We start from the raw sequence: 23,679 nt of genomic DNA, 5'->3' as shown, positions 1-23,679 counted from the left end.
CAGCCCGGAGGCTGCCTCGAAAATTGGTGCTGTTCAACAAGAGCTCAGTCGATCAACGTCATGTTGTTGTAAGCCCTGGGGCTTCAGGCCGCCTCGTTCATGTGCGACCCCTAAGTTAGCTTTACATTTGACAAACCTTTCTTAACGAAAGGTTTCCATGACAGGCGATTGATGGAGGGTGAAAGCTTGTAGCTTGCGATCGCCATCAATCCTTCAGTTCGCTCAAACCGGCGAAGAGCCGCAGCGCCTCGGGATTGGCGAGCGCTTCCTGGTTTTTGACCGGCCTGTTGTGCACGACCTCGCGCACCGCAAGTTCGACGATCTTGCCGGATTTGGTGCGGGGAATATCGGCAACCGCAATGATTTTCGCCGGCACATGCCGCGGTGAGGCGCCGGTGCGGACCCGCGTCTTGATCGCCTTGACGAGATCCTCGGTCAGCGTCACACCGGAAGCAAGGCGCACGAAGAGGATGACGCGCACGTCGTCGTCCCACTCCTGTCCGATGCACAGCGCCTCGGCCACCTCCTCCATCTGCTCCACCTGATTGTAGATCTCGGCCGTGCCGATGCGCACGCCGCCGGGATTGAGCGTCGCATCCGAACGGCCGTGGATGATCAGGCCGCCATGCTCCGTCCATTCGGCGAAATCGCCGTGGCACCAGACATTGTCGAACCGGTCGAAATAGGCGGCGCGATACTTGGCGCCATCGGGATCGTTCCAGAACATCACCGGCATCGAAGGGAAGGCCTTGGTGCAGACGAGTTCACCCTTCTCCCCGCGCACCGGCTTGCCGTCATCGTTCCAGACATCGACCGCAAGACCGAGGCCGGCCCCCTGGATCTCGCCGCGCCAGACCGGCTGCAGCGGATTGCCGAGCACGAAGCAGGAGACGATGTCGGTGCCGCCAGAAATCGAGGCGAGCTGGACATCCGCCTTGATGCCCTCATAGACGAAGGTGAACCCCTCAGGCGACAGCGGCGAGCCGGTGGAGGTCATCAGCCGCAGGCTGGAGAGATCGTGGCTTGCGCGCGGCGTCAGCCCGCCCTTGCGCACCGCATCGATATATTTCGCCGAAGTGCCGAAGATCGCGAATTTTTCGGCCTCGGCATAGTCGAACAGCACGTTGCCATCGGGCGCGAAGGGCGAGCCGTCGAACAGGCAGAGCGTTGCACCGCTGGCAAGGCCGCTGACCAGCCAGTTCCACATCATCCAGCCGCAGGTGGTGAAGTAGAATAGCTTCTCCCCCGCCTCCAGGCCGCAATGCAGCCGCTGCTCCTTGAGGTGCTGCAGCAGCGTGCCGCCGGCCGAATGCACGATGCATTTCGGCACGCCTGTCGTGCCTGAAGAAAACAGGATGTAGAGCGGATGCGCGAAGGCAAGCGGCGTAAACTCGACCTCCCTTGCCTCATAGGGCGCGACAAAGGCCTCGAGCGTCGAAGCCCCCGGCGTCTTGCCCGCCACCGCCTCCGCATCGCCGGCGTAGTGGACGATGACCGTCGGGACATCCAGGCTTTTGGCAACCGTGGCAACCTTGGCGCCGACATCCTGCAGCTTGCCGGAATACCAATAGGCATCGCAGGCGATGAAGAGCTTGGGGCCGATCTGGCCGAAGCGGTCGAGCACGCCCTGCTCGCCGAAATCGGGAGAGCAGGACGACCATATGGCGCCGATCGAGGCGGCAGCGAGCATGGCGGCGACGGTCTCCGGCATGTTCGGCATCATCGCGGCGATGCGGTCGCCCTTGCCGATGCCGCGGGCCGCGAAGGCCTGCTGCAGCTTCGAGACCAGCGCGCGCAGCCGGTCCCACGACCAGCGATCCTCAGCCTTGTCCTCGCCGCGGAAGATGATGGCCTCGCCTTCACCGCGGCCCGACAACAGATTTTCGGCGAAGTTCAGCGTCGCATCGGGAAAGAAGCGGGCCTCCAGCATGCGGTCGCCATTGGCAAGCACCTCTGCGCCGCGTTCTCCCTTCACGCCGCAGAAATCCCAGACGGTCGACCAGAAATTCTCCCGCTCGGCCACCGACCATGCATGCAGATCCTCAAAGCCCGAAAGAGAAAGCCCGAAATCGGCATTGCAACGCTCGATGAAGGCATGGATCGGGCTTCCGGCAACGGCGGCGTCCGAAGGTACCCAAAGTGGTCTGTTATCCTGCATTCAATCCTCCTCCCCAATGCCGTCTTTATATCATGCTGCATTGCATTATAAAGTGCGGAACCGACGTGATCCGTCGCCTATGCATCGTCTTTTGCGCCTCTTGAAAAGACGCGCGGCATTGTATGGGATTTGCATATGCCCGATATTTCCTATATCCGCCGAAACCAGCGCATAACGGGATGACCGGCTGCATTGCCGGCGGAGATCATGAGCACGTCAAGACATCGCAGGTGGCGCAGGAAGATCGGACCCGTTTCGCGCTGGCTTCCGGCCTTCGCCCGTGTATCGACGGTATTCCTGCTGATTGCGCTGGCGCTTTTCGTGGCGCTGCGGGTCGCCGCCCCCTATCTCATTTCCACCGGCTTCGTGCGCTCCGGCATCGAGGACGCGCTGTCGAAATGGACGGGCTACCATGCCGAGATCAAGGGCAGTCCGGTTCTCGAATTCTGGCCGACGCCGCGCATCACGCTGAACCAGGTCACCATCCGCCAGCCGCGCGAAAGCGGCGACAAGCTGCTCGGCAGCATTGAAAGCCTGTCGGCCGATTTCAGCCTCATCGACGCCCTCCGCGGGCGGACGAGCTTCCACGAATTCCACCTGCTGCGCCCCAGCCTGGCGCTCACGCGCGACGAGAAGGGGCTGATCGACTGGAGTTATGCCGGCCTGCTCGCACGCGCGATCAGCGGCGTGCGCTACGAGAACGGAGCGGAGGTGCTCGATCCCGATCTCGATGCCGAGATCGGCGCGGTGACCGTCGAGGATGGCACGCTTGTGGTCACCGACATCAAGAGCGCCAAGGCCTTTCATTTCGACAGCGTCACCGCAGATATCGCCTGGCCGAGACTGTCCGGCGCGATCTCGGCGGTCATCATCGCCCGCATCAACGGCCAGGACCTGAAGATCGATTTCGCCTCGCGCCAGCCGCTGCTCGCCTTTGCCGGCCGGAATGCCGAGGCACGGACGTCGCTCACGTCAAACCTGCTGACGGCGCATTTCCAGGGCGTTGCCAGCATCGCCAACCTTTCGGCCCTTTCCGGCAATGTCACCGCCAGCATCCCCGATGTGCCGGCCCTTCTGGCATGGTCGGGCGAATCTGTCCCGGGCATCGGGACGCTGAAGAGCGCCTCGCTGGAATCCGACATCATGTCGTCGGGCAGCGGGCTGCGCTTCAACAATCTCAGCCTCTCCCTGAACGAAGCGAGCGCCACCGGGGTGATGGATCTCTTTACCCAGCCCGGCAAACGGCCGAAGATCGGCGGCACGCTCGCTTTCGACCAGATGAACCTCAAGCCCTTCCTCGATGCCTTCGCGCTCAGGCTCGCCGCCGGAGAGGCAGAAGAAATCTCCGCCGGCATCACTGGGCCGCTGCAGATGCTCGATGTCGACGTCAGGCTTTCGGCACGGCGCGCGCAAATGGGTCTCTTCGAGCTTTCCGATGTCGGCGCCAGCATGATCGTGGCCGGCGGCGAGGCGAAATTCGATATTGGCGACAGCCAGTTCGAAGGCGGCGAGATGACCGCGCATCTGGAAGCGACGCAGCGCGACTTCGACGGTGGCGGCAAGCTGCAGCTGTCGATCCGCGATGCCGACTTCGCAGCTCTTGCCGAGCGCCTGCAGCTGAAAGGTCCGCTGCCGCTGGCGACAGGATCGCTCGATCTCGACCTCCAGTCGCCGAAGGCGATATGGACGACCGGCCTTGCCGACGTCACCGGCAAGCTGCGCTTCTGGACGAAGCAAGGCACGATCCCCGGCATCGATGCCGCAGCGCTCCGCACGCAGGCAGCCGAAAAGCCGTTCTTTCCGCTGAGCGCGGCGGCAGGCGGCGCCTTCACCTTCAACCAGCTGAACCTGCAGGCCGATTTCGCCAACGGCACCGCCGAGATGCACGACGCCCATATTGCCGGCGCCACGGAGACGCTGACGCTTTCCGGCGTCATTACCTATCAGTCGAACGGGCTGGCGCTTTCCGGATCGCTGGAGGCAACCGATCCGGCCAAGGCGGCAGAGCTGCCGCTGCTGCCGTTCTTCGTCGGCGGTTCATGGCCGAACCCGGTGATCTCGCCAGTGCCGCTTTTCGGCAATACGCCGCACGCGCAATAGAGCATTTCCGTTTTCTTCGAAAAACGGAAGCGCTTCATTTTTTGTTTCACGCAATTTCAGCTCACGCGCCGGCCGCAGCGGCACGCTCATCCCTCTGGCGCTGTGTTTCGCGGCGCTTGGTGATGATCGAGGCGCAGATGACGCCGAAGGCGACGACGCCGATCAGGATCGTGCACACCGCATTGATCTCGGGCGTCACACCGAGGCGGACCTGGCTGTAAATCCTCATCGGCAGCGTGGTGGCGCCCGGCCCCGAGGTGAAGCTCGCAATCACCAGATCGTCGAGCGACAGGGTGAAGGCAAGGATCCAGCCGGAGAGCACGGCGGGCGCGATGATCGGCAGGGTGATCTCGAAGAAAGTGCGCACCGGCGGCGCGCCGAGATCCTGCGCCGCTTCCTCGATCGAATGATCGAAACTCAGCAGGCGCGACTGGACGACGACGGCGACAAAGCACATGGTCAGCGTCGTATGTGCGAGCGTGATCGTCCAGAAGCCACGGTCGAGACCGATCGCCACAAAGAGCAGCAGCAATGACAGGCCGGTGATGACCTCCGGCATGACGAGCGGTGCATAGACCATGCCCGAAAAAAGCATGCGGCCGCGAAAGCGGGTGTAACGCACCAATGTCAGCGCCGCCATCGTGCCGAGGATGGTTGCAAATGTTGCCGACAGCAGTCCGACGCGCAGCGTCACCCAGGCAGCGTCGAGCAAGGCCTGATTGCTCATCAACGAGACATACCATTTCGTCGAGAAGCCGCCCCAGACGGTTACGAGTTTGGATTCGTTGAAGGAGAAAATGACGAGAAGCACGATCGGCAGATAGAGGAAGGCAAAGCCGAGCGTGACGGAGACGATATTGAAACGGGTCCATTTCAGCATGGTTTATTTCCCCCGCTCTTCGGCTTTGGCCTGGACATTCTGGAAGAAGACGATCGGGATGACCAGGATCAGCAACAGGATGGTCGCCACCGCCGAGGAGACCGGCCAGTCGCGATTGGAATTGAACTCGTTCCACAGCGTCTTGCCGATCATCAGCGTCTGCGACCCGCCGAGCAGATCGGGGATGACGAATTCGCCGACGGCCGGGATGAAGACCAGCATGCAGCCGGCCACCACGCCGGGGATCGACAGCGGGAAGGTGACGCGCCAGAAGGCGGTGATCGGCGGGCAGCCGAGATCCTGCGCTGCCTCGATCAGCGTGCCGTCCATCTTCTCGAGCGCCGAATAAAGCGGCAGCACCATGAAGGGGAGATAGGAATAGACGATGCCGATATAGACGGCGGTATTGGTGTTGAGGATGATCAGCGGCGCATCGATCAGGTGCAGCGACAGCAGCAGCTGGTTGAACAGGCCCTCCGGCTTGAGGATGGCGATCCAGGCGTAGACGCGGATCAGGAAGCTCGTCCAGAAGGGCAGGATGACAAGCATGACCAGCGTCGGCCGCAGGCCACGTGGCGCCTGCGCCATGCCGTAGGCGATCGGATAGGCGATCAGCAGCGTCAGGAGGGTGGAGATCGCGGCGATCACCACACTCGACACATAGGCGTTGAAATAGAGCGGGTCGTCGGTCAGGTAGGTGTAATTGTCGAAGGAGAATTCGCCGATCTTACTTAAGAGGCCGGCCCAGCCGTCGGCCAAGGAGAAGACAGGCTCATAGGGCGGCATGGCGATCGCCGTCGTCGACATCGAAATGCGGAAGACGATGAAGAAGGGCGCCAGGAAGAAGAGCAGCAGCCAGGCGTAAGGGATGACGATGACGAGGCGATTGTAGAGGCCGGAGGTGAGCTTGCCCATAACGTCAATCCTTCAGCAGGACGCCGGCATTCTCGTCGAAGGAGACCCAGACTTCCTGATCGTAGGTGAAGGGGTCGTCGACGGAGCGCTGCGCATTGAGGGACGAGGCCTTGACGATATTGCCGCTCTGCAATTTCACATGGAAGACGGTCATGTCGCCGAGATAGGCGATATCCCAGAGTTCGCCTTTGGCGGCGTTGACGGACGCGTTGGCGGGAGCCGTGCGCCCGACCCGCATCTTCTCCGGCCGGATGGCGAAGCCGACGGCGCTGCCTGCAGAAGGTGTTTCGGAAGCGGCGACACGCACGCTGAAGCCGCTGTCGACTGATATCTCGACGGTGCCGTTGCCCGATGAGGCGACCTTGCCGTCGAAAATGTTCACGTCGCCGATGAAATCTGCGACGAAACGGCAATTCGGCGCTTCGTAGATCTCGGCCGGCGTCGCCACCTGCACCACCTTGCCGTGGCTCATGACGGCGATACGGTCTGCCATGGTCATCGCCTCTTCCTGGTCGTGGGTGACGACGACGAAGGTAAGTCCAAGATTCTGCTGCAGGTCCATCAGCTCGAACTGGGTTTCCTCGCGCAGCTTCTTGTCGAGCGCGCCGAGCGGTTCGTCGAGCAGCAGCACCTTGGGACGCTTGGCGAGCGAGCGGGCCAGCGCCACGCGCTGGCGCTGGCCACCGGAAAGCTGGTTCGGTTTGCGGGAGGCAAACTGCTCCAGCTTGACGAGCTTCAACATCTGCAAGACGCGGTCAGTCATCTCGTCCTTCGCCATGCCATCCTGTTTCAGGCCGAAGGCGATGTTCTTCTCGACCGTCATGTGCGGGAAAAGCGCATAGGACTGGAACATCATATTGACGGGGCGCCGATAGGGCGGCGTACCGGCCATATCGGTGCCATCGAGGACGATTTCGCCCGAGGTCGGCTGCTCGAAGCCGGCGAGCATGCGCAGAAGCGTCGACTTGCCGCAGCCGGAAGCGCCGAGCAGCGCGAAGAACTCGCGGTGATAAATATCGAGCGACAGGTTATCGACGGCGGTGAAATCACCGAAACGCTTGGTGACGTTCTTGATGGATATGAAGGGCTTGGCGGACGGATCGGTCCAAGGTGCGAACGAGCGGCGAATATTGCCTAGAGACTTCATATTGTTCCCCGAAAATGCATTCTTTGCTTTTATTCTTGGCTTTTGCTCCCGGTTTCACCCGGCCGGGATCGTCAAAAAAAGGCCCGGACGTTTCCGTCCGGGCCGTTATTCTATCATTGGCCGGTGACCACGGTGGTCCATAGCCGCGTCACGATCCGCTGCGTCTTCGGATCGAGCGGCGGAACGGTGAAGAGTTTCGCCATTACCTCCGGCGTCGGGTAGATCGCCGTATCGTCGAGGACCTCCTTGTCGAGGAACTGCTGCGACGCCTTGTTGCCGTTGGCGTAGAAGACGAAGTTCGAGGCCTTGGCGATCACTTCCGGCTTCATCATGTAGTTGATGAATTCATGGGCTTCGGCGACATGCGGCGCATCCTTCGGAATGCCGAAGACGTCGAAGAAGATCTGGGCGCCTTGCGACGGGACCGAGTAGTCGACCTTCACGCCGGCATTGGCTTCCTTAGCACGGTCGCGAGCCTGGAACATATCGCCGGAATAACCGAGCGCAATGCAGATATCGCCGTTCGCCAGCGCGCTGATATATTCGGAAGAATGGAACTTGCGGACGAACGGGCGGACGGCCGTGAGAACCTCCTGCGCCTTCTTGAGATCGGCGGGATCGGTGCTGTTCGGATTGAGCCCGAGATAGGCGAGCGCCGAGGGCACGACGTCGGTTGGGGAATCCAGCATATAGATGCCGCAATCCTTGAGTTTGGCCGCTTTCGCCGGATCGAACAACGCGTCCCAATTGGGCTTTTCGTCGGTGCCGAGGGCGGCTTTGACCTTGTCGACATTATAGCCGATGCCCGTCGTGCCCCACATGTAGTCGACGCTGTATTCATTGCCGGGGTCGAAGGACGCCACGCCCTTCATGATGACGTCCCACATGTTGACCAGGTTCGGCAGCTTCGACTTGTCGAGTTTCTGGTAGACGCCGGCGGCGATCTGGCGCTGCATGAAGGATACGGTGGGGACGACGACGTCATAACCCGAACCACCAGCCAAGAGCTTGGTTTCCAGCGTCTCGTTAGAATCGAAAGTGTCGTAGACGACCTTGATGCCGGTTTCCTTGGTGAAATCCTCGAGGATGGAACTGTCGATATAATCCGACCAGTTGTAGACGTTGACCACGCGCTCCTGCGAAAAGGCCGGAGCGGCAGCAAGGAGTGCGGTAACGGCGGCGGCCGTCACGCATAGGATGGTTGACCTCATAACTTCTCCTGTTTGTTCAAAGATTCCGCATCCCCGGACATCTTTTCCCTCTGGTTTTCCACGCAGACTAAGAAGGAATTTCACAGCCCACAAGCGCAAAATCCAGCGCCCTCAACGATTTCACATCACTGGAAGTCGAAGGCGCTGAGCCCTGCCACCATCTCGTCGAGCCCGAGCGGTCTGGTCACCGGCGGCTCAGCCCGGGAAAGGCAGCCGCGTCGCTCGCAAAGGCGACAGGCCGGACCGATCGCGACCGGATCGAGCGCCATCGCCTGCCCGTAGACCACACCTCCGCCAAGGGCAGCGTCGCAGCCGATCAGGATCGCGGTGCGCCTTAGCCTTTCGCCGAATTCGACACTCGGTCCCTCCAGAGTGCGGGAGACCGTCAAGAAGGATGCGCCATCCGGCATGACCACGGTTTCGGCGAGAATCTGGCCCGGCTGCAGGAAGGCGGCGTGGATATTGAGCTTCGGACAGCCGCCGCCGAACCGGGCCTGCGGAAAGCCCTGGGCGCCCGCCCGGCGCAGCCGGTGTCCTGCGGCATCGATCTCGATCAGGAAGAAGGGAATGGCCGCCGCCCCGGGGCGCTGCAGCATGGCAAGGCGCGCGGCGGCATGACCGAAGGAGACGCCGAAGCGCGCGCGCAGAATATCGATATCGTAACGCGTCGCCTTCGCCGCCGAAAGGAAAGCCTCGTAGGGCATTGCCAGCGCTAAGGCCGCGATGCGGGCAAGCTCGAAGCGGGCGATGCGGCGCGCCTCGGCTGAGGAGAGCGGGATATCGTCGAGCTCGGCATCGATTGCCGGCAGCAGTGCCAGAGTTGCCGCCTCGATTGATATCTCATGCGCCCGGTCAGCCGGCGACAGCCGCTCGGAGATGAAAAGCCGCATCGAATGGCGATCGAAACGGCGGCGCAGATCCGGCATGACGTGGACGGGCAGGACGCGCACCGCGATACCGCGCTCGGAACGCAACCAATCCTTCAGCCCGGCGGCAAGATCGAGGCCACCGGGGAGCGTTGCGGCAAAGGCTTCTGCCGCCGTCTCGATCCGTCCGAAATAACCGGACCTGCGCTCCAGCGTCTCGCGCACCTCGTCCAGCGGCAACCGGCCGGCGGCGACCGGCGCATGCCCCTCGGCGGCCATCAGCGCCGTCAGATCGGACAGCCTTGCCGCCTGCTCGCGATAGGCGCGGTAGAGCTTGATCATGCCGCTCGCGGCATTGGGTGCTGCCTGCGCTACCTCCACCAATTCCTGATCACCCGGCAGCTCGCCCGACAGCAGCGGATCGGCAAAGATCTCCTTGAGCTGGTCGAGACTGCCGCCGGTCTGCCCCCGCAATTCCTCCAGATCGACCCTGTAGACGCTTGCAAGCTTGAGAAGGAGTTGCACCGTCAACGGCCGCTGGTTGCGCTCGATCAGGTTCAGGTAGGACGGCGATATTTCCAGCGCCTCGGCCATGGCGGTCTGCGTCAGCGCCAGCGCATTGCGGATGCGCCTGACTTTCGGGCCTGCGAATATCTTCCGTTCCGCCATGTCACACCCTTTGACAAGCTAGGAGCGCAGTATTTACAAAATTTTACAAATTCACAGCGCCGCTCTGTCAATCCTCGTCATCTTAACCTCTTTCCGAGCAGGAAATCAAAGGTTTTTCTGGTCATAACGGCTGATATTGTCAATCTTGTCATGCACCACCCTTTATCGGCTTTTAGTGAGGAGAGCAGCATGACCGATTTTTACAAACTTGTCCCAAACGCATCAGCTGATCGTTTCGACGGCATCGAGAGACCCTACTCGGCCGACGACGTGCAGCGGCTCAGGGGCTCGGTGGCGCTGCGCCATACGCTGGCCGAAATGGGGGCGGACCGGTTGTGGCGGCTCATTCACCAGGAGGATTTCGTCAATGCGCTCGGCGCACTTTCCGGCAATCAGGCCATGCAGATGGTGCGCGCCGGGCTGAAGGCGATCTATCTCTCCGGCTGGCAGGTGGCGGCCGACGCCAATACGGCATCGGCGATGTATCCCGACCAGTCCCTCTATCCGGCCAATGCCGGTCCGGAACTGGCCAAGCGCATCAACCGCACGCTGCAGCGCGCCGATCAGATCGAGACCGCGGAAGGCCAGGGGCTTTCCGTCGAGACCTGGTTCGCGCCGATCGTTGCCGATGCGGAAGCCGGCTTCGGCGGACCGCTCAACGCCTTCGAAATCATGAAGGCCTATATCGAGGCGGGTGCCGCCGGCGTTCATTTCGAGGACCAGCTCGCTTCGGAAAAGAAATGCGGCCATCTCGGCGGCAAGGTGCTGATCCCGACGGCCGCTCATATCCGCAATCTCGATGCCGCTCGGCTTGCCGCCGACGTCATGGGCGTTGCGACGCTGGTCATCGCCCGCACCGACGCGGAGGCGGCAAAGCTGCTGACCTCGGACATCGACGAGCGCGACCAGCCCTTCGTCGACTATGATGCCGGCCGCACGGTCGAAGGTTTCTATCAGGTCAGAAACGGCATCGAGCCCTGCATCGCGCGCGCCGTCGCCTATGCGCCGCATTGCGATCTCATCTGGTGCGAAACCTCCAAGCCGGACCTCGAGCAGGCGCGGCGCTTTGCCGAAGGCGTACACAAGGTCTACCCCGGCAAGCTGCTCGCCTATAATTGCTCGCCCTCCTTCAACTGGAAGAAGAACCTCGACGAGGCGACGATCGCACGGTTCCAGCGCGAACTCGGCGCAATGGGCTACAAGTTCCAGTTCATCACGCTCGCCGGCTTCCACCAGCTGAACTTCGGCATGTACGAACTGGCGCGCGGCTACCGGCAGCGGCAGATGTCGGCCTATTCCGAGCTGCAACAGGCGGAATTCGCCGCCGAGGTCAACGGCTATACCGCCACCAAACATCAGCGCGAGGTCGGCACCGGCTATTTCGACGCCGTATCGCTCGCCATCACCGGCGGTCGGTCTTCGACCACCGCGATGCACGATTCAACTGAACATGCGCAGTTCAAGCCGGCTGCGGAATAACCCGAAGAGGAGGAGAATATCATGGCATCCATCACACGCGTCCGGGAACGGGCCGAAGAGCAGACGACCAGCATGAGCGAGGATCAGCAGACGACGATCCGCATGCTCGCCAACGACCTGCATCGGCTGAACCAATCGGTCATGAAAGCCGTCGAGGCCGGCGTCTCGGTCGAACTGGTGCGCTCGGCCCGTCATCACGGCGGCGACGGCAACTGGGGCGACCTGCTGATTCCGGTCGTCGTCACCAACCGGCATTGACGAAGACGACCAGCGGCGGGCTGCCGTGTCGGCCCGCATTTCCCAATCGGAGCGCCTGCGCATCGGAGAGACGCGCGGGCGCTCATTCCTTTCGAAAACCCGTCCCGATTTGGGCTTGGGCGCCGGGTGGCGCGATGCGCCTGCACGCCCTAATTTGATGCAATTGTCACCGCCGCCTGGTCGGGCCATAATGGCGCATCTTCGAACGGAATTGCCCATGCCCGGCGCGCCGCACCCCAAACTCGAAGCCTTGACCGATCTGATCTACGCCGCCCTGTTCGGCGAGACGACGTGGCAGACGTTTCTCGACGCTTTGAACGGGACGATGCCGGATGCGAAATCCACGCTGTTCTTCCACGATGCCATCGCCCGCACCGGCGGCCTGTCGCTTGCTTCAGGCATTCAGGATACGGAAGCCGAAGCCTATAACCACTATTATGCGAGGATCAATCCGTGGATGCCCAAGGCCGCTGTCCGGCCGGTCGGCCTCGGCGTCATCGCCGAGCAGATGCTGCCGAGGAGCGATCTCATCAAGACCGAATTCTACAATGACTTCGTCCGCAGCATCGGCTGCGAAAGCAGTGTCGGCGTCACCATCATGCGGGAGAATGGTCGCTCCTTCAATTTGTCGACGCTGACCTCTTCGGCCGATCCCGACAACAACCGGGTGAATGCCGACCTGCTGAGTGATCTCGCCCCGCATCTTAGACGCGCCTTCGATTTCATACGACGCGATCGCCGCGATCCCGAGAATGATGAAAACGGGCTGGCGCTCTTCGATGCGATCGGCGCCGGCATCGTCTATCTCGGCGAGAACCAGCAGATCCGTTCGCTCAACAGGGCGGCGGAGCGGATGCTCGCCGAGGGCAGCTGCATCGGCACCGGCCCATCCGGACACCTCGTCATCCATGATCCGGCGCTGGGCGCCCGGCTCGATATGCTGAGCCGTCATCATCATTCAGCCGTAAGCCCGCCACCATCGACGACGCTCGTCAAGACGAAAGCCGGCAACGTCAGATGCACGCTCGTCAGGCTGCAATCGGATTTCATCACCGCCTTCCTGGAAGGTCCGACGATCGCACTGATCATCGAGCGCACAGGCATGGCGCTGAGGAGCGATATCAACGAGGCGCTGGCGCGCAGCAACCAGTTGACGGCGGCCGAGATGCGGATCGCCTCGGCGATTGCCGACGGGCTTTCACTGCGTGAAGCCGCCACGACGCATGATGTCAGCTATGAGACGGCCCGCTCGCATCTCAAGAGCATCTATTCCAAGCTCGGAGTGAACAGCCAGGTGGCGCTGGTGCGCCGGTTGATGCCGTAGCTTTTTGCTCGAGCGAGTCGCGATCGTTCAGATGCGCTTTCCACGCTTTAAGTCTTTGTTTTTACACATGTCGTTATCGCAAAACCGCTGCACACTTTTGCGCGACATGTTCTAACCTCGGCTCGGCCGTTTTCCGGCGAAGAGATCGGCATAACTTCTGATGAGCTTGGTCATGCGGTCGGCGACCGTGCGGATCTCCGGGCGATGGCGGTCCTCGGCATTCATGACGATCCATTGCCGATGGCGCAATTCGGGCAACTCGCCGCCCTGCCGCTGCAATTCAGGATGGAGATCGCCGACGAAACAGGGAAGCACGGTCTTGCCGGCGCCGGCGCGCACCAGATCCGGCAGCGAACGCGGCCGATTGACGGTGGCGACGATCCCTGTCGCGGCATGGGCGTGCGGCCAGCGCAGATAGGCCGATATCGCCTCCTCCTCGGCAACCGCAATCCAGCGCTCGTCGGTCTCGGCAGTGTTGCGTCTGATATAGACGGCATAGGCCACCTCCCCGAGCTGACGTGCGGCGAGATTGGCCTCCTCGGGCTCGAAGGCCCGAATACCGATATCGCTCTCGCGATAGGCAAGGCTTGCCCGCGCCTCGCCGATGGTCAGCGAAATGGCGAAGGCATCGCCCGGCATGCGGATTGCGGCAAAATTCTCGGTCAGCAGCCAGGCGAGCCAGGTGCCGGCGGCGACCCTGACGGTCGTGCCGCCGTCGCCGGATTGCCGCCACGCCGCCACCTTGCGGGCGGCGGCCTCCATCTCCTGAAGGTGATCGAGCAGCGCCTGGCCATCGTGTGTCAGACGATATCCGGTCTGGCTGCGCGAAAACAATGCGCGGCCGATCTCCTGTTCGAGATCGAGCATGCGACGGCCGACGGTTGCCGGGCTCAGTCCACTTGCGGTGCTTGCCCCGGTCAAGCCGCCGAGCCGGGCGACCTGCAGGAAAAGCTGATAGGAATCCCAGCTTGCGTTTTTCATTGGTGAAAAACATAGCGGGATTTTCCCCGTTTATAAAGAGAAATTCGATGCCTAGATCAGGTGATGTCTGACATAGGAAAGGACATTGCCATGATCGACATGATGACCATCGCAGGCACTATCGGATATCGGCATTCCGGCAGACGACGCGACTCCAGGGCAGACGAGGACAGATTCTATGCCGAGTTCGGAGACAACAGCCTCATTCGTTTCGGCGGCTGGCTGACGTCGCTCGATCTAGATCTGAGAAAGCCCCGCAAGGCCGCAATGCAATCCTGCGGCAGCTGCGACCGTACGGTTCAGGCGACCCTTCTTGCCCCGAGATGAGCAGGTGCGGTTTCTGCGACGATGCGGAACCGCTCGATCAGCGCCATCAGCGTATCGGCCTCGCCGGCGAGCAGGCGGCTTGCCTGTGTCGTCTCGGCCACCATCGACGCGTTCTTCTGGGTCATCTGGTCCATGGCGTTGACGGAACCGTTGACCTCCTGCAGCGCCGCCGACTGATCCCGGCTCGCAGTGGCGATGGTCTCGACATGGCCGCTGATGGCGATGATCTCCTGGCTGATCGAGGCAAGGACGCTGCCGGTCTTCTGGACCAATTCGGAACCTGCCGTGACTTCCCGGCTCGATGTCTCGATCAGCGACTTGATCTCGCGCGCCGCATCGGCCGAACGTTGGGCGAGTTCGCGGACCTCCTGGGCGACGACGGCAAAACCCTTGCCCGCCTCGCCGGCGCGCGCCGCCTCGATGCCGGCATTCAACGCCAGAAGATTGGTCTGGAAGGCGATGTCGTCGATCACCTCGATGATCTGCTCGATGCGCTGCGAGGCCTCTTCGATGCGCTCCATCGCGGCGACGGCATCGCCGACCACGGAGCCGGAATTGTCGGCCGTCCTCTTGGTCGCAGCCACGACATTGTTGGCTTCACGGGCACGCTCGGCGGAAGACCGAACCGTGACGGTGATTTCTTCCACCGCGGCCGCGGTCTCTTCGAGGTTTGCCGCCTGCGCCTCGGTGCGCTTCGAGAGCTCGCTGGCAGAGACGGAGACGGCGCTGCTGTTGCGCTGGATCGTCGAGGCGCTGTCGCGGATACCGGAGAGCGTATCCTGAAGCCGCAGGAGTGAGGCGTTGAAATCGACGCGCAGCTGCTCCAGCCGGCCGACGAAGGGCGTGCCGATCGTCTGCGAGACATCGCCCTGCGACAGGCGCCCCAGGCCGGCGGCAAGCTGGTTGACGGCAAAGTCGATCTGGCCGTCAAGGGAGCGCTTGTCGGCATCGTTCCTGGCGCGTTCGGCATCGCTCAGAGCGCGCTGTTCGGCAGCCTGGGTTTCCAGATCGCGCCGCGCCCGGGCACTGTCGCGGAAAAGCGCCAGGGCCCGGCCGATGTCGCCGAACTCGTTCTTCTTGGCGACGCAAGGGATGGTGCCCTCAAGATCGCCCGCGGAGATCGAATGGACGCTCGCAGTCAACGCCTGCAAAGGCTTCACCGACAGGCGGATCGCGTAGAAGGCGACAACGCCGACGATCAGCATGACGATGGCGCCGATGCCGAGAACCAGGATCTGCAGCTCATTCAGGCGCTGGTAATAAACCTCCATCGGAATGCCGATGAAGAGAATGCCGACATTGGCGTTCGATGCATTCTTGATGGGGAAGTAACCGGTGATGAACTGGCGGCCGAAAAGCACCGCCGGGCCGTAATAGGCCTCGCCCTTGGCGAGAACCGGCTGGGCAGGGTGCTCGGCTGCGAGCTTGGTGCCGACGGCACGATCGCCGTTTTCCTTCTTGACGTTCGTGGATATGCGGACGTAGTCGCTGTCCTGCTTTTGGAAGATGGTCGCGACACCGGCAATCGACTGCGCCGTGCGGTCGACCAGCGAATGATCGGCAAGGGCCGGAATGGCGTCTTCCGTCACGGCAGAGAGCTGATTGTCCTTCAGCTCGATCTTTGCGCCCTGATCGGCCGCGCCGTAGAGGACGGCCATCGCGCGGGCGGCCTCCTTCGCGTCGGAGATCGCCCCGTCCATGACATGATTGCTCAAATTATAATAGGTCACGCCGACGATGGCGGCCGTGCTGATCGCCAGCAGGAACAATGTGATCGCAACGATCTGGCGTACGATCGACGTTGAGAAAAGGCGCAGCATGAAAACCCCCGAGGAGAAACCATGGCTAAATTAAGCCAAAAGCGTTAAGGAAAATTTTCCGTAAATCAGGGTTGGCGGAGATATTCACCGGTCTCGTTTTCGAACGTTTTCCGACCATTGCGGCTCGACAGACTGGCGGGCATTCGAGGTTATTCTTCTATCGTTCAATCTCTTCGATCGAAGCGCGATTTCTGCGGGATAAACAGGAACGGCCCCGGAAAGTCCGGGGCCGTTCGCATGAAGACGGGGTCGGCCGGCGATCAGGCGGCGCGGTAGACCGGCGCGGCTGCCTCGCCGTCGATCTTGAACTGCTGGATCAGCCGGCGCAGCGAATCCGCCTCGTCGGCCAGTTCGCGGCTGGCGGCGGTCGTCTCTTCCACCATGGCGGCGTTCTGCTGCGTCATCTGGTCCATCTGGTTGACGGTCGCGTTGACGCTCTGCAACGCGTTGGACTGGTCGTGGCTGGCGCGGGCGATCATCTCGACATGCTGGCTGATCGTGACGATCTGGGCGCTGATCTTGGCAAGCACCGTGCCGGTCTCCTGCACGAACTGCGAGCCGGAATTGACCTCGTTGGTCGACTTGTTAATCAGCCCCTTGATCTCCTGCGCCGCGGCTGCGGAGCGCTGGGCCAGTTCGCGGACTTCCATCGCCACCACCGCGAAGCCCTTGCCGGCTTCACCGGCGCGCGCCGCTTCGATGCCGGCGTTGAGCGCCAGGAGGTTGGTCTGGAAGGCGATCTCGTCGATGACGCCGATGATCTGCTCGATCTGGCGCGAGGCATCCTCGATGCGGCCCATCGCGTCGATCGCATTGCTGACGACGACGGCGGAATCGTCGGCGCTGCGCTTGGCCTGGCGGACGATCTGGTCGGCATCCTTGGCGCGTTCGGCCGACGAACGGACCGTGACGGTGATCTCGTCGACGGCGGCCGCGGTCTCTTCGAGCGAGGCAGCCTGCTGCTCGGTGCGCTTGGACAGATCCTCGGCCGACTGGGCCATCTGGTTGCCGTTGCCCTGGATCAGTTCAACATTGTCGCGGATCTGGCTCATCGTCGCCTGCAGGCGCATCATCGAACCGTTGAAATCCTGGCGCAGCTGTTCGAGACGGCCGATGAACGGCGTTTCGATCGTCGTCGAGATATCGCCCTGCGACATGCGTTCGAGGCCGGCGGCAAGTGCATTGACCGCGAATTCGATCTGACGATCCATCTCGTGCTTTTCGGCGTCGTTGCGCTGGCGCTCGTGTTCGGCGGCGGCACGCTCCTCGTCGCTCTGCTCCTCGATGCGGATCTTCGAGATGGCGTTTTCCTTGAAGATGCCGAGCGCGCGGGCCATGTCGCCGATTTCATCGTGACGCTGCTCGCCCGAGATGCTGGTTTCCAGCGCCCCTTCGGCAATGCGGCGCATGGCGGCGGTGATCTGGCTGATCGGGCGCTGCAGCGTCAGCACCAGGGCGATGCCGCCGAGGATCGACAGGAGGATGCCGAGACCGGTGGTCATGACCGAGATGCTGTTTGCCTGGGTGCGCTCGGTGCCGGCCGTCTGCTTCTGCAGCTCGGCGAAATCGGTCAGCTTCGTCCAGATCTGGTCGAGCTCCTGGCGGGCGGCGGCATAGGCGGTGACGCGCTCGCTGATCGTATCGACGATCTTCGAGCCGCCGCCGGAAATGGCGTCGAGCGCCGGCTGGATCGCGCCCGATATGCCTTCGGCAAAGCCCATGCCCTTGGCGCTGGTGGTCAGCACCTGCATATCCTTGCCAAGCGTGCCGGCCTGCTGCTGCAGGCGTACGAGATTATCCTTACTGGAGTTGGAGAGGAAATCGGAAAGGACGATCTGCAGCGCATAGACGGAGTTTTCCAGCCGCCGCGTATCCTGAAGGACGGAGTTGGTCTGGGCGATGCGGCCCTCGAGCTCGGCGAAACGCTGGGTCGCCTCGCGCATCTTCTGCGTTGCCGTCAGCTGCGTATAGGTCGAGGTCTGGCGGAAGCGCGACACGAGGCGGCCGAGTTCGGCGATGTCCTCGTCGGTCGGAGCGGGCAGCTGAGCGATCGCCTTGATGCTGTCGATGGTTGCGGTCAGCGCGTCGATGACGTTCTTCTGGTTGGTCGGAACCGAAATGGCGATCTGCCGCTGGGCTTTGATGATCGCAGGCATCTGTCCGTTGATGAAGGCGATCTTGTCCTGCGGCGTTTGCGGCTTGCTGTAGCCGCTGGCGACGGTGCCGAGGAAGTCGCCGCCCTTCAGCAGGCGGTCGGCGGTGCGCAGCGTGATGGTGGCGGCGCCCTCGTCGTTCTGGAGCGCGGTCTGCAATTCCTCGGCCTGGTAGGAGACCGTGAAACGGGTGCTGATCAGGCTCTTCTGTGCGGCGTCGATCTGCTCATGCAAAGCCTGTTCCTGCTCATGCAGGGCCCAGAGCTTGTCGACGACGCCCGATATGTCCTTGGTGCGGTGCGATGCCTCGGCAAGGCTGTCGCGGCCGGCGGCCTCTTCACCGACCTGGTTCAGCGTCCGGTCGAGCACGCCCTGCTGGGTCTTCAGTTCCGCGGTCAGCTTGTCGCGTGCCTCCGGGCTGGTGACGCGCAGGAAATCGTCCATCGAACCGTAGAGATCCTTGAAGCCGCTCAGCGACTGCAGCACGCTGTTGGATATTTCCATGCGGCCCTGCAGAAGTCCGGAAGCGTAGAGGCCCGTCAGGCCTACCGCCGAAATGGTGACGACGAAGGGCAGAACGAAGATCAAAACCTTCGTCTTGATCCTGAAGCGGGAAAGAATCTTGTCAATCAACATGGCGTTCCGGGCCTTTCATACACCAGTCCTCCCGCAGGCAGCCACATGGCGCCAGCCGGGTACACATCAAGCCGTTCTTAAATTTACATTGGGGAACCCGGAGACCAGGCGGCAGTCATTGCCAGTTCATGTCCAAACAACTTGGAGATGCCCAAATAATCGCGGGCAATTGTGTCAGATTAGATATTAATTTTCGGATAAGCGGTTATGGCGGGTTAAGCCAAGGCGGTGAAATAGTTGCAGATTGTAAGCTGCAACGCCGCAGCGCGGCGATCAGCATGCCGCAATGTTCTTTCCAGGTCTACCGACGGGATCAGATGAAGTGCGAGATCAGCAGCGCGAGGCTGGCGGCAGTGGCGCCGGCGGCAAGCATCAGATAACGCAGGGTCACCATCCGGGCGTTCGGCTTTGCCTCGGCAATTGCGATGGCGCGGGCGCGTCGTGTGTTTCTGGTCATGCGCGAAACCTCACTTCTCTCTGACACAACAATCCAACAAAACGGCTTGCCGGTAAAGCATTATCTAGGAACGATTTTGCAAACCGCCAATTGAGACAGGATGGCGCACCTCTATTAAGAAGTCTTGAATCGGCTTTGGTCTTTGTCTTATGCAAGTCGTTCTCCCAAACCGCTGGGCACTTTTGAGCGACATGTATTAAGCGCATTCACCGGCGGCAAAACCGGAGGCCCAGGCCCATTGGAAATTATAGCCGCCGAGCCAGCCGGTGACGTCGACACATTCGCCGATGAAATAAAGCCCGGGCACGGCCTTTGCCTCCATGCTGCGGGAATCCAACGCTGCCGTGTCGATGCCGCCGAGCGTCACTTCGGCGGTGCGGTAACCTTCCGAGCCGGACGGTTTGACGGCCAAGCTCTGGGCGCCGGCGGCCAGGCGCAGCAGCGCCTTGTCAGGCAGGTCGGCCATGTTGCCGGAGATCTTTTCGCGCTCGACGAGAAATTGCGCCAGCCGCTTCGGCAGGATGTCGCCGAGTGCCGTCTGCGGCGACTGGCGGCCATTGAGCTGCTTTGCCCGCTTCAGATGCGCCGCAATGTCGATATCCGGTTCGATCGCAACGACGATCTCGTCGCCTTCGCGCCAATAGGAAGAGATCTGCAGGATGGCGGGGCCGCTTAAGCCTCGATGGGTGAACAGCAGTGCTTCGCGGAAGGCGGTCCTGCCGTGGCGGATTTCGGCCGGGGCGGCAATGCCGGCGAGCGGCGCAATGCTCTCGAGCAGGCCGGGATCGAGCGTCAGCGGCACCAGGCCGGGTCGGGTTTCGAGCACGGCCAAGCCGAACTGTTCGGCGAGGCGATAGGCAAAGCCGGTGGCGCCCATCTTCGGGATCGACTTGCCGCCGGTCGCGATGATCAGCGACGATGCTTCATAGGCGCCCTCGCCGGTCGAGACGCGGAAGCCGGCGTCCGTCCTCTCGACGCCTCTTATCTCGGCGCCGAGATGCAACGCTGCGCCGGCCATGCGCATCTCATCCAGCAGCATGCGGATGATGTCCTTGGCGCTGTCGTCGCAGAAAAGCTGGCCCAGCGTCTTTTCATGCCAGGGAATGCCGTGGCGGTCGACCATGGCGATGAAATCGGCCGGGGTGAAACGGGCGAGCGCCGACTTGCAGAAATGCGGATTGGCGGAGAGGAAATTCTTCGGGCCGGCATGGATATTGGTGAAATTGCAGCGGCCGCCGCCCGATATGCGGATCTTCTCGCCAGGCGCCCTTGCGTGATCGAGAACCACGACCGACCGGCCGCGTTTTCCCGCGCGGATGGCCGCCATCATGCCCGCCGCCCCGGCGCCGATGACGATGACGTCGCTTTTGCGCTGCAAACCCGTTTCCCCGATCAAGACAGCGTCTTCTTTTCCATCAAAGGGCGAAAGTCAACGTTTGGCACCCCTCGCCAATTGGCAAAGTCTGGTTATGATGGCGCCACGATCAACGCAAACCGGTGTGTCATGTCCCCAAAAAAGACGACGCTGAAGCCTGCCAGAAACGTACCCGCCTCGACGAAAGCTCCCCCGGACCCCGGATCCCTGCGCGGCGTTGCGAACTGGAAGGAAGCAGCGCGGTGGCTGCGGGACAGGGGCATCGAAGACATCGAATGCATCACGCCGGACCTTGCCGGCGTTGCGCGCGGCAAGATGATGCCAAGCTCGAAATTCACCTCGAACACCTCGTTGGCCCTGCCATCGGCGATCTACCGGCACACGATTTCGGGCGAATATCCCGACGAGACGGAGAGCTTCCGCTACGAGCCGCGCGACAGCGACCTGAAGCTGATGCCCGACCTTTCGACGCTGTCCGTCGTGCCCTGGGAAACCGACCCGACGGCGCAGGTGATCTGCGACATCGTCGATTCGGACGGCGGCGAAGTGCCCTATACGCCGCGCAACGTGCTGAAGCGCATCATGAGCCTCTATCATGACCGCGGCTGGAAGCCGATCGTGGCGCCCGAGATCGAATTCTACCTCGTCGCCAAGAATGACGATCCCGATTATCCGCTGCACCCGCCCAAAGGCCGGTCCGGCCGTTCGATCCTCGGCGGCCAGGGTTATTCGATCGCCGGCATCAACGAATTCGACGAGCTGATCGACGATGTCTACCATTTCTCGGAGAAGCAGGGGCTGGAGATCGATACGCTGATCCACGAGGAGGGACCGGCGCAGCTCGAGATCAACCTGCGCCACGGCAATCCGATCGAGCTTGCCGACCAGGTGTTCCTGTTCAAGCGCACGATCCGCGAGGCGGCGCTGAAACACGACATCTATGCGACCTTCATGGCCAAGCCGATGCAGGGCCAGCCGGGTTCGGCGATGCATATCCACCAATCGGTGGTCAATATCGAGACCGGCCAGAACATCTTCTCCAATGCGGACGGATCGGCCTCGAAGGAGTTCTTCCATTTCATCGGCGGCATGCAGAAATTCGTGCCGAGCGCGATGGCGATGCTGGCGCCCTACGTGAATTCCTACCGGCGCCTGCAGCCCGATATGTCCTGCCCGGTGAACAATGCCTGGGGCTACGACAACCGGACGACCGCCTTCCGCGTTCCGGTTTCCGATCCGCAGGCGCGACGCGTGGAAAACCGGTTGCCGAGCTCGGACGCCAATCCCTATCTGGCACTCGCCGCCTCGCTGGCCGCCGGCCTGCTCGGCATCATGAAAGAGATCGAGCCGACGGCGCCGACCGAGGATTCGGCCAATGAGGGTTCGATCGACCTGCCGCGCGGCCTGCTCGAAGCCGTGGCGCTGCTCGAGGACGAGCCCGCTTTCGAGGAGATATTCGGCAAGCAGTTCATCGGCCTTTATGCCGGCGTCAAGCGTGGCGAATTCGAGACCTTCATGCAGGTGATCAGCCCCTGGGAGCGGGAATTCCTTCTGCTCAACGTGTGAGGGAAAGCATCCATGGCATCGCAGGAGATGTGGCAGAGCCCGATCGCGCCCGGGCTATCGTGGTATCAGGCAACCGTCGGGGAGCGGCCGACCTATGCCGCTCTCGACGGTTCGATAACATCGGACGTCGCCATCATCGGCGGCGGCTATACCGGCCTGCAGGCCGCCTATCATCTTGCCAAATCGGGCGTTTCGGTGGTCCTGATCGAGGCCTGCCGCTTCGGCGACGGGGCATCCGGGCGTAATGGCGGTCAGCTCGGCACCGGCCAGCGCTGGTGGCCGGAAGAACTCGAGGAGACGATCGGCTACGAACGCTCTAAGGCGCTGTTTAATCTTGCCGAGGCGGCCAAGCGCCATCTCCTCGATTTCGCCCGCGAACATCAGATCGAGATCGACTATGTGCCCGGCCAGCTCAACGTCGCACATAAGGCGAGCTACAAACGCGCCTATTACGAAAATGCCGAGATTGCCGCACTGCGTTACGACTATCCGCATATCAGCTCCATGGACGAGAAGGAAACCCAGGAGCGGCTTGGCTCGAAGCGGTTCCATTGCGGCGTGCGCGATGTCGGCACCGGCCATATCCATCCGCTGAAGCTGCTGGTGGGGTTGGCGCGGGTCGCCGCCAATGCCGGAGCTGCGATCTTCGAGATGACAAGGGCAACGGCGATCCGCCAGGGCGGCGGCAAGGTGACGATCGAAACCGAAAGGGGTGTGATCACCGCCGAGCGCGCGCTGATCGCCTGCGACGCCTATATCGACGGCCTCGAACCGGTGACGGCAAGCCATATCATGCCGATCCGCTCCTTCATCGGCGCCACGGCCCCGCTCGACGGGCATCCCAGCGTGCTGCCGGGCGGCGAGGCGGTGGCCGATTCGCGCTTCGTCGTGCGCTACTTCCGCAAATTCGGCGACGGCCGTCTGCTCTTCGGCGGGCGCGAAGCCTATACGGCGGACAATCCGCGGGACATTTCGCAGCATATTCGCCGGCAGATCGCCGAGATCTATCCCGATCTGAAAAACATCGACATCACCCATGCCTGGGGCGGCAGCGTCGGCATCACCATGCCGCGCCAGCCCTTCGTGCGCGAGGTCATGCCCGGGGTCATCTCGATCGGCGGTTATTCCGGCCATGGCGTCATGCTGTCAAACTACTGTGGCAAGCTCTATGCGGAAACGGTGCTTGGGAAATCCGGCGATCTCGACCTGTTCACATCGCTCGATATTCCCGCCTTTCCCGGCGGAGCCCGCATGCGCGCGCCGTTGCTTTTCCTCGCCTTGTCGTGGTTTGCGCTTCGCGACAAGTTTTAGTCCGATTGCGGATTTCCTCTTCCGGAAATTCGCTCTAAAACCGGTG

General features: G+C 62.1%; 18 protein-coding genes. 7 read left to right on the top strand and 11 right to left on the bottom strand.

Annotated elements, in window-relative coordinates:
• Positions 1–205: 205 nt before the first annotated feature.
• A complete protein-coding gene (locus FHT75_RS05930) occupies positions 206–2,158 on the bottom strand; it encodes an acetoacetate--CoA ligase (RefSeq protein ID WP_063476355.1) in 1,953 nt (650 codons plus the stop codon).
• A gap of 207 nt (positions 2,159–2,365) precedes the next feature.
• On the opposite strand from FHT75_RS05930, the gene FHT75_RS05925 reads away from it, so the two are divergent.
• Complete coding sequence (locus FHT75_RS05925) at positions 2,366–4,258, top strand: AsmA-like C-terminal region-containing protein (protein WP_063476354.1); 1,893 nt, start codon at positions 2,366–2,368, stop codon at positions 4,256–4,258.
• 61 nt (positions 4,259–4,319) lie between these two features.
• On the opposite strand, the gene FHT75_RS05920 is transcribed toward FHT75_RS05925, so the two are convergent.
• The 5 genes from FHT75_RS05920 to FHT75_RS05900 form a co-directional block, all read right to left on the bottom strand.
• Positions 4,320–5,138, bottom strand: coding sequence for an ABC transporter permease (locus tag FHT75_RS05920; protein WP_018244860.1), 819 nt, complete (start codon positions 5,136–5,138; stop codon positions 4,320–4,322).
• 3 nt (positions 5,139–5,141) lie between these two features.
• Complete coding sequence (locus FHT75_RS05915; protein WP_047613649.1) at positions 5,142–6,053, bottom strand: ABC transporter permease subunit; 912 nt, start codon at positions 6,051–6,053, stop codon at positions 5,142–5,144.
• Between the two features lie 4 nt (positions 6,054–6,057).
• On the bottom strand, positions 6,058–7,200 hold the full coding sequence (locus tag FHT75_RS05910; protein WP_029868002.1) for an ABC transporter ATP-binding protein: 1,143 nt from the start codon (positions 7,198–7,200) through the stop codon (positions 6,058–6,060).
• Positions 7,201–7,313: 113 nt separating this feature from the next.
• Complete coding sequence (locus FHT75_RS05905) at positions 7,314–8,411, bottom strand: polyamine ABC transporter substrate-binding protein (protein ID WP_029868003.1); 1,098 nt, start codon at positions 8,409–8,411, stop codon at positions 7,314–7,316.
• Between the two features lie 125 nt (positions 8,412–8,536).
• A complete protein-coding gene (locus tag FHT75_RS05900; protein WP_097622985.1) occupies positions 8,537–9,946 on the bottom strand; it encodes a short-chain fatty acyl-CoA regulator family protein in 1,410 nt (469 codons plus the stop codon).
• Between the two features lie 189 nt (positions 9,947–10,135).
• On the opposite strand from FHT75_RS05900, the gene aceA reads away from it, so the two are divergent.
• From aceA to FHT75_RS05885, 3 genes are all read left to right on the top strand, one after another.
• Entirely contained in the window at positions 10,136–11,425 is a 1,290-nt protein-coding gene (gene aceA / locus FHT75_RS05895) for an isocitrate lyase (protein ID WP_047613647.1), read from the top strand.
• 21 nt (positions 11,426–11,446) lie between these two features.
• Positions 11,447–11,683 carry a hypothetical protein gene (locus FHT75_RS05890; RefSeq protein WP_029868006.1) on the top strand — a complete coding sequence of 79 codons (237 nt, stop codon included), beginning with the start codon at positions 11,447–11,449 and terminating at the stop codon, positions 11,681–11,683.
• Positions 11,684–11,900: 217 nt separating this feature from the next.
• Positions 11,901–13,007 carry a helix-turn-helix transcriptional regulator gene (locus FHT75_RS05885; RefSeq protein ID WP_097622986.1) on the top strand — a complete coding sequence of 369 codons (1,107 nt, stop codon included), beginning with the start codon at positions 11,901–11,903 and terminating at the stop codon, positions 13,005–13,007.
• Positions 13,008–13,118: 111 nt separating this feature from the next.
• Here FHT75_RS05885 and FHT75_RS05880 read toward each other — a convergent pair whose 3' ends face one another.
• Positions 13,119–13,988, bottom strand: coding sequence for a LysR family transcriptional regulator (locus FHT75_RS05880; RefSeq protein WP_047613645.1), 870 nt, complete (start codon positions 13,986–13,988; stop codon positions 13,119–13,121).
• A gap of 90 nt (positions 13,989–14,078) precedes the next feature.
• On the opposite strand from FHT75_RS05880, the gene FHT75_RS05875 reads away from it, so the two are divergent.
• Positions 14,079–14,315 carry a hypothetical protein gene (locus tag FHT75_RS05875; RefSeq protein ID WP_097622987.1) on the top strand — a complete coding sequence of 79 codons (237 nt, stop codon included), beginning with the start codon at positions 14,079–14,081 and terminating at the stop codon, positions 14,313–14,315.
• On the opposite strand, the gene FHT75_RS05870 is transcribed toward FHT75_RS05875, so the two are convergent.
• The 4 genes from FHT75_RS05870 to FHT75_RS05855 all read right to left on the bottom strand — a co-directional run bounded on the left by FHT75_RS05870 (position 14,288) and on the right by FHT75_RS05855 (position 20,777).
• Positions 14,288–16,135 carry a methyl-accepting chemotaxis protein gene (locus FHT75_RS05870; protein ID WP_097622988.1) on the bottom strand — a complete coding sequence of 616 codons (1,848 nt, stop codon included), beginning with the start codon at positions 16,133–16,135 and terminating at the stop codon, positions 14,288–14,290. The two genes, FHT75_RS05875 and FHT75_RS05870, sit on opposite strands and share 28 nt — an antisense overlap.
• Before the next feature lie 260 nt (positions 16,136–16,395).
• Positions 16,396–18,924: a methyl-accepting chemotaxis protein gene (locus tag FHT75_RS05865; RefSeq protein ID WP_097544568.1), complete on the bottom strand. Its 2,529-nt coding sequence runs from the start codon at positions 18,922–18,924 to the stop codon at positions 16,396–16,398.
• 313 nt (positions 18,925–19,237) lie between these two features.
• Positions 19,238–19,381 carry a hypothetical protein gene (locus tag FHT75_RS05860; RefSeq protein ID WP_165932281.1) on the bottom strand — a complete coding sequence of 48 codons (144 nt, stop codon included), beginning with the start codon at positions 19,379–19,381 and terminating at the stop codon, positions 19,238–19,240.
• 196 nt (positions 19,382–19,577) lie between these two features.
• Complete coding sequence (locus FHT75_RS05855; RefSeq protein WP_183844730.1) at positions 19,578–20,777, bottom strand: NAD(P)/FAD-dependent oxidoreductase; 1,200 nt, start codon at positions 20,775–20,777, stop codon at positions 19,578–19,580.
• Positions 20,778–20,885: 108 nt separating this feature from the next.
• Here FHT75_RS05855 and FHT75_RS05850 point away from each other — a divergent pair, with 108 nt between their 5' ends.
• Both FHT75_RS05850 and FHT75_RS05845 read left to right on the top strand, forming a co-directional pair.
• Positions 20,886–22,322, top strand: coding sequence for a glutamine synthetase family protein (locus FHT75_RS05850; RefSeq protein WP_047613636.1), 1,437 nt, complete (start codon positions 20,886–20,888; stop codon positions 22,320–22,322).
• A gap of 12 nt (positions 22,323–22,334) precedes the next feature.
• A complete protein-coding gene (locus tag FHT75_RS05845; protein ID WP_183844731.1) occupies positions 22,335–23,633 on the top strand; it encodes an NAD(P)/FAD-dependent oxidoreductase in 1,299 nt (432 codons plus the stop codon).
• The last annotated feature ends 46 nt before the right edge of the window (positions 23,634–23,679 follow it).

The sequence above is a fragment of the Rhizobium sp. BK112 genome (assembly GCF_014193215.1).
In the GTDB taxonomy this organism is placed as follows: domain Bacteria; phylum Pseudomonadota; class Alphaproteobacteria; order Rhizobiales; family Rhizobiaceae; genus Rhizobium; species Rhizobium anhuiense.
Note: the sequence above shows the minus strand (reverse complement) of the source record. Positions and strands in the feature narration are given on the sequence as shown.

Coding starts and splice junctions, on each gene's coding strand:
- FHT75_RS05845 (WP_183844731.1), top strand. CDS start 22,335: ATGGCATCGCAGGAGATGTGGCAGAGCCCGATCGCGCCCGGGCTATCG.
- FHT75_RS05925 (WP_063476354.1), top strand. CDS start 2,366: ATGAGCACGTCAAGACATCGCAGGTGGCGCAGGAAGATCGGACCCGTT.
- FHT75_RS05850 (WP_047613636.1), top strand. CDS start 20,886: ATGTCCCCAAAAAAGACGACGCTGAAGCCTGCCAGAAACGTACCCGCC.
- FHT75_RS05875 (WP_097622987.1), top strand. CDS start 14,079: ATGATCGACATGATGACCATCGCAGGCACTATCGGATATCGGCATTCC.
- FHT75_RS05865 (WP_097544568.1), bottom strand. CDS start 18,924: ATGTTGATTGACAAGATTCTTTCCCGCTTCAGGATCAAGACGAAGGTT.
- FHT75_RS05885 (WP_097622986.1), top strand. CDS start 11,901: ATGCCCGGCGCGCCGCACCCCAAACTCGAAGCCTTGACCGATCTGATC.
- FHT75_RS05880 (WP_047613645.1), bottom strand. CDS start 13,988: ATGAAAAACGCAAGCTGGGATTCCTATCAGCTTTTCCTGCAGGTCGCC.
- FHT75_RS05905 (WP_029868003.1), bottom strand. CDS start 8,411: ATGAGGTCAACCATCCTATGCGTGACGGCCGCCGCCGTTACCGCACTC.
- FHT75_RS05915 (WP_047613649.1), bottom strand. CDS start 6,053: ATGGGCAAGCTCACCTCCGGCCTCTACAATCGCCTCGTCATCGTCATC.
- FHT75_RS05860 (WP_165932281.1), bottom strand. CDS start 19,381: ATGACCAGAAACACACGACGCGCCCGCGCCATCGCAATTGCCGAGGCA.
- FHT75_RS05910 (WP_029868002.1), bottom strand. CDS start 7,200: ATGAAGTCTCTAGGCAATATTCGCCGCTCGTTCGCACCTTGGACCGAT.
- FHT75_RS05890 (WP_029868006.1), top strand. CDS start 11,447: ATGGCATCCATCACACGCGTCCGGGAACGGGCCGAAGAGCAGACGACC.
- FHT75_RS05870 (WP_097622988.1), bottom strand. CDS start 16,135: ATGCTGCGCCTTTTCTCAACGTCGATCGTACGCCAGATCGTTGCGATC.
- aceA (WP_047613647.1), top strand. CDS start 10,136: ATGACCGATTTTTACAAACTTGTCCCAAACGCATCAGCTGATCGTTTC.
- FHT75_RS05900 (WP_097622985.1), bottom strand. CDS start 9,946: ATGGCGGAACGGAAGATATTCGCAGGCCCGAAAGTCAGGCGCATCCGC.
- FHT75_RS05930 (WP_063476355.1), bottom strand. CDS start 2,158: ATGCAGGATAACAGACCACTTTGGGTACCTTCGGACGCCGCCGTTGCC.
- FHT75_RS05920 (WP_018244860.1), bottom strand. CDS start 5,138: ATGCTGAAATGGACCCGTTTCAATATCGTCTCCGTCACGCTCGGCTTT.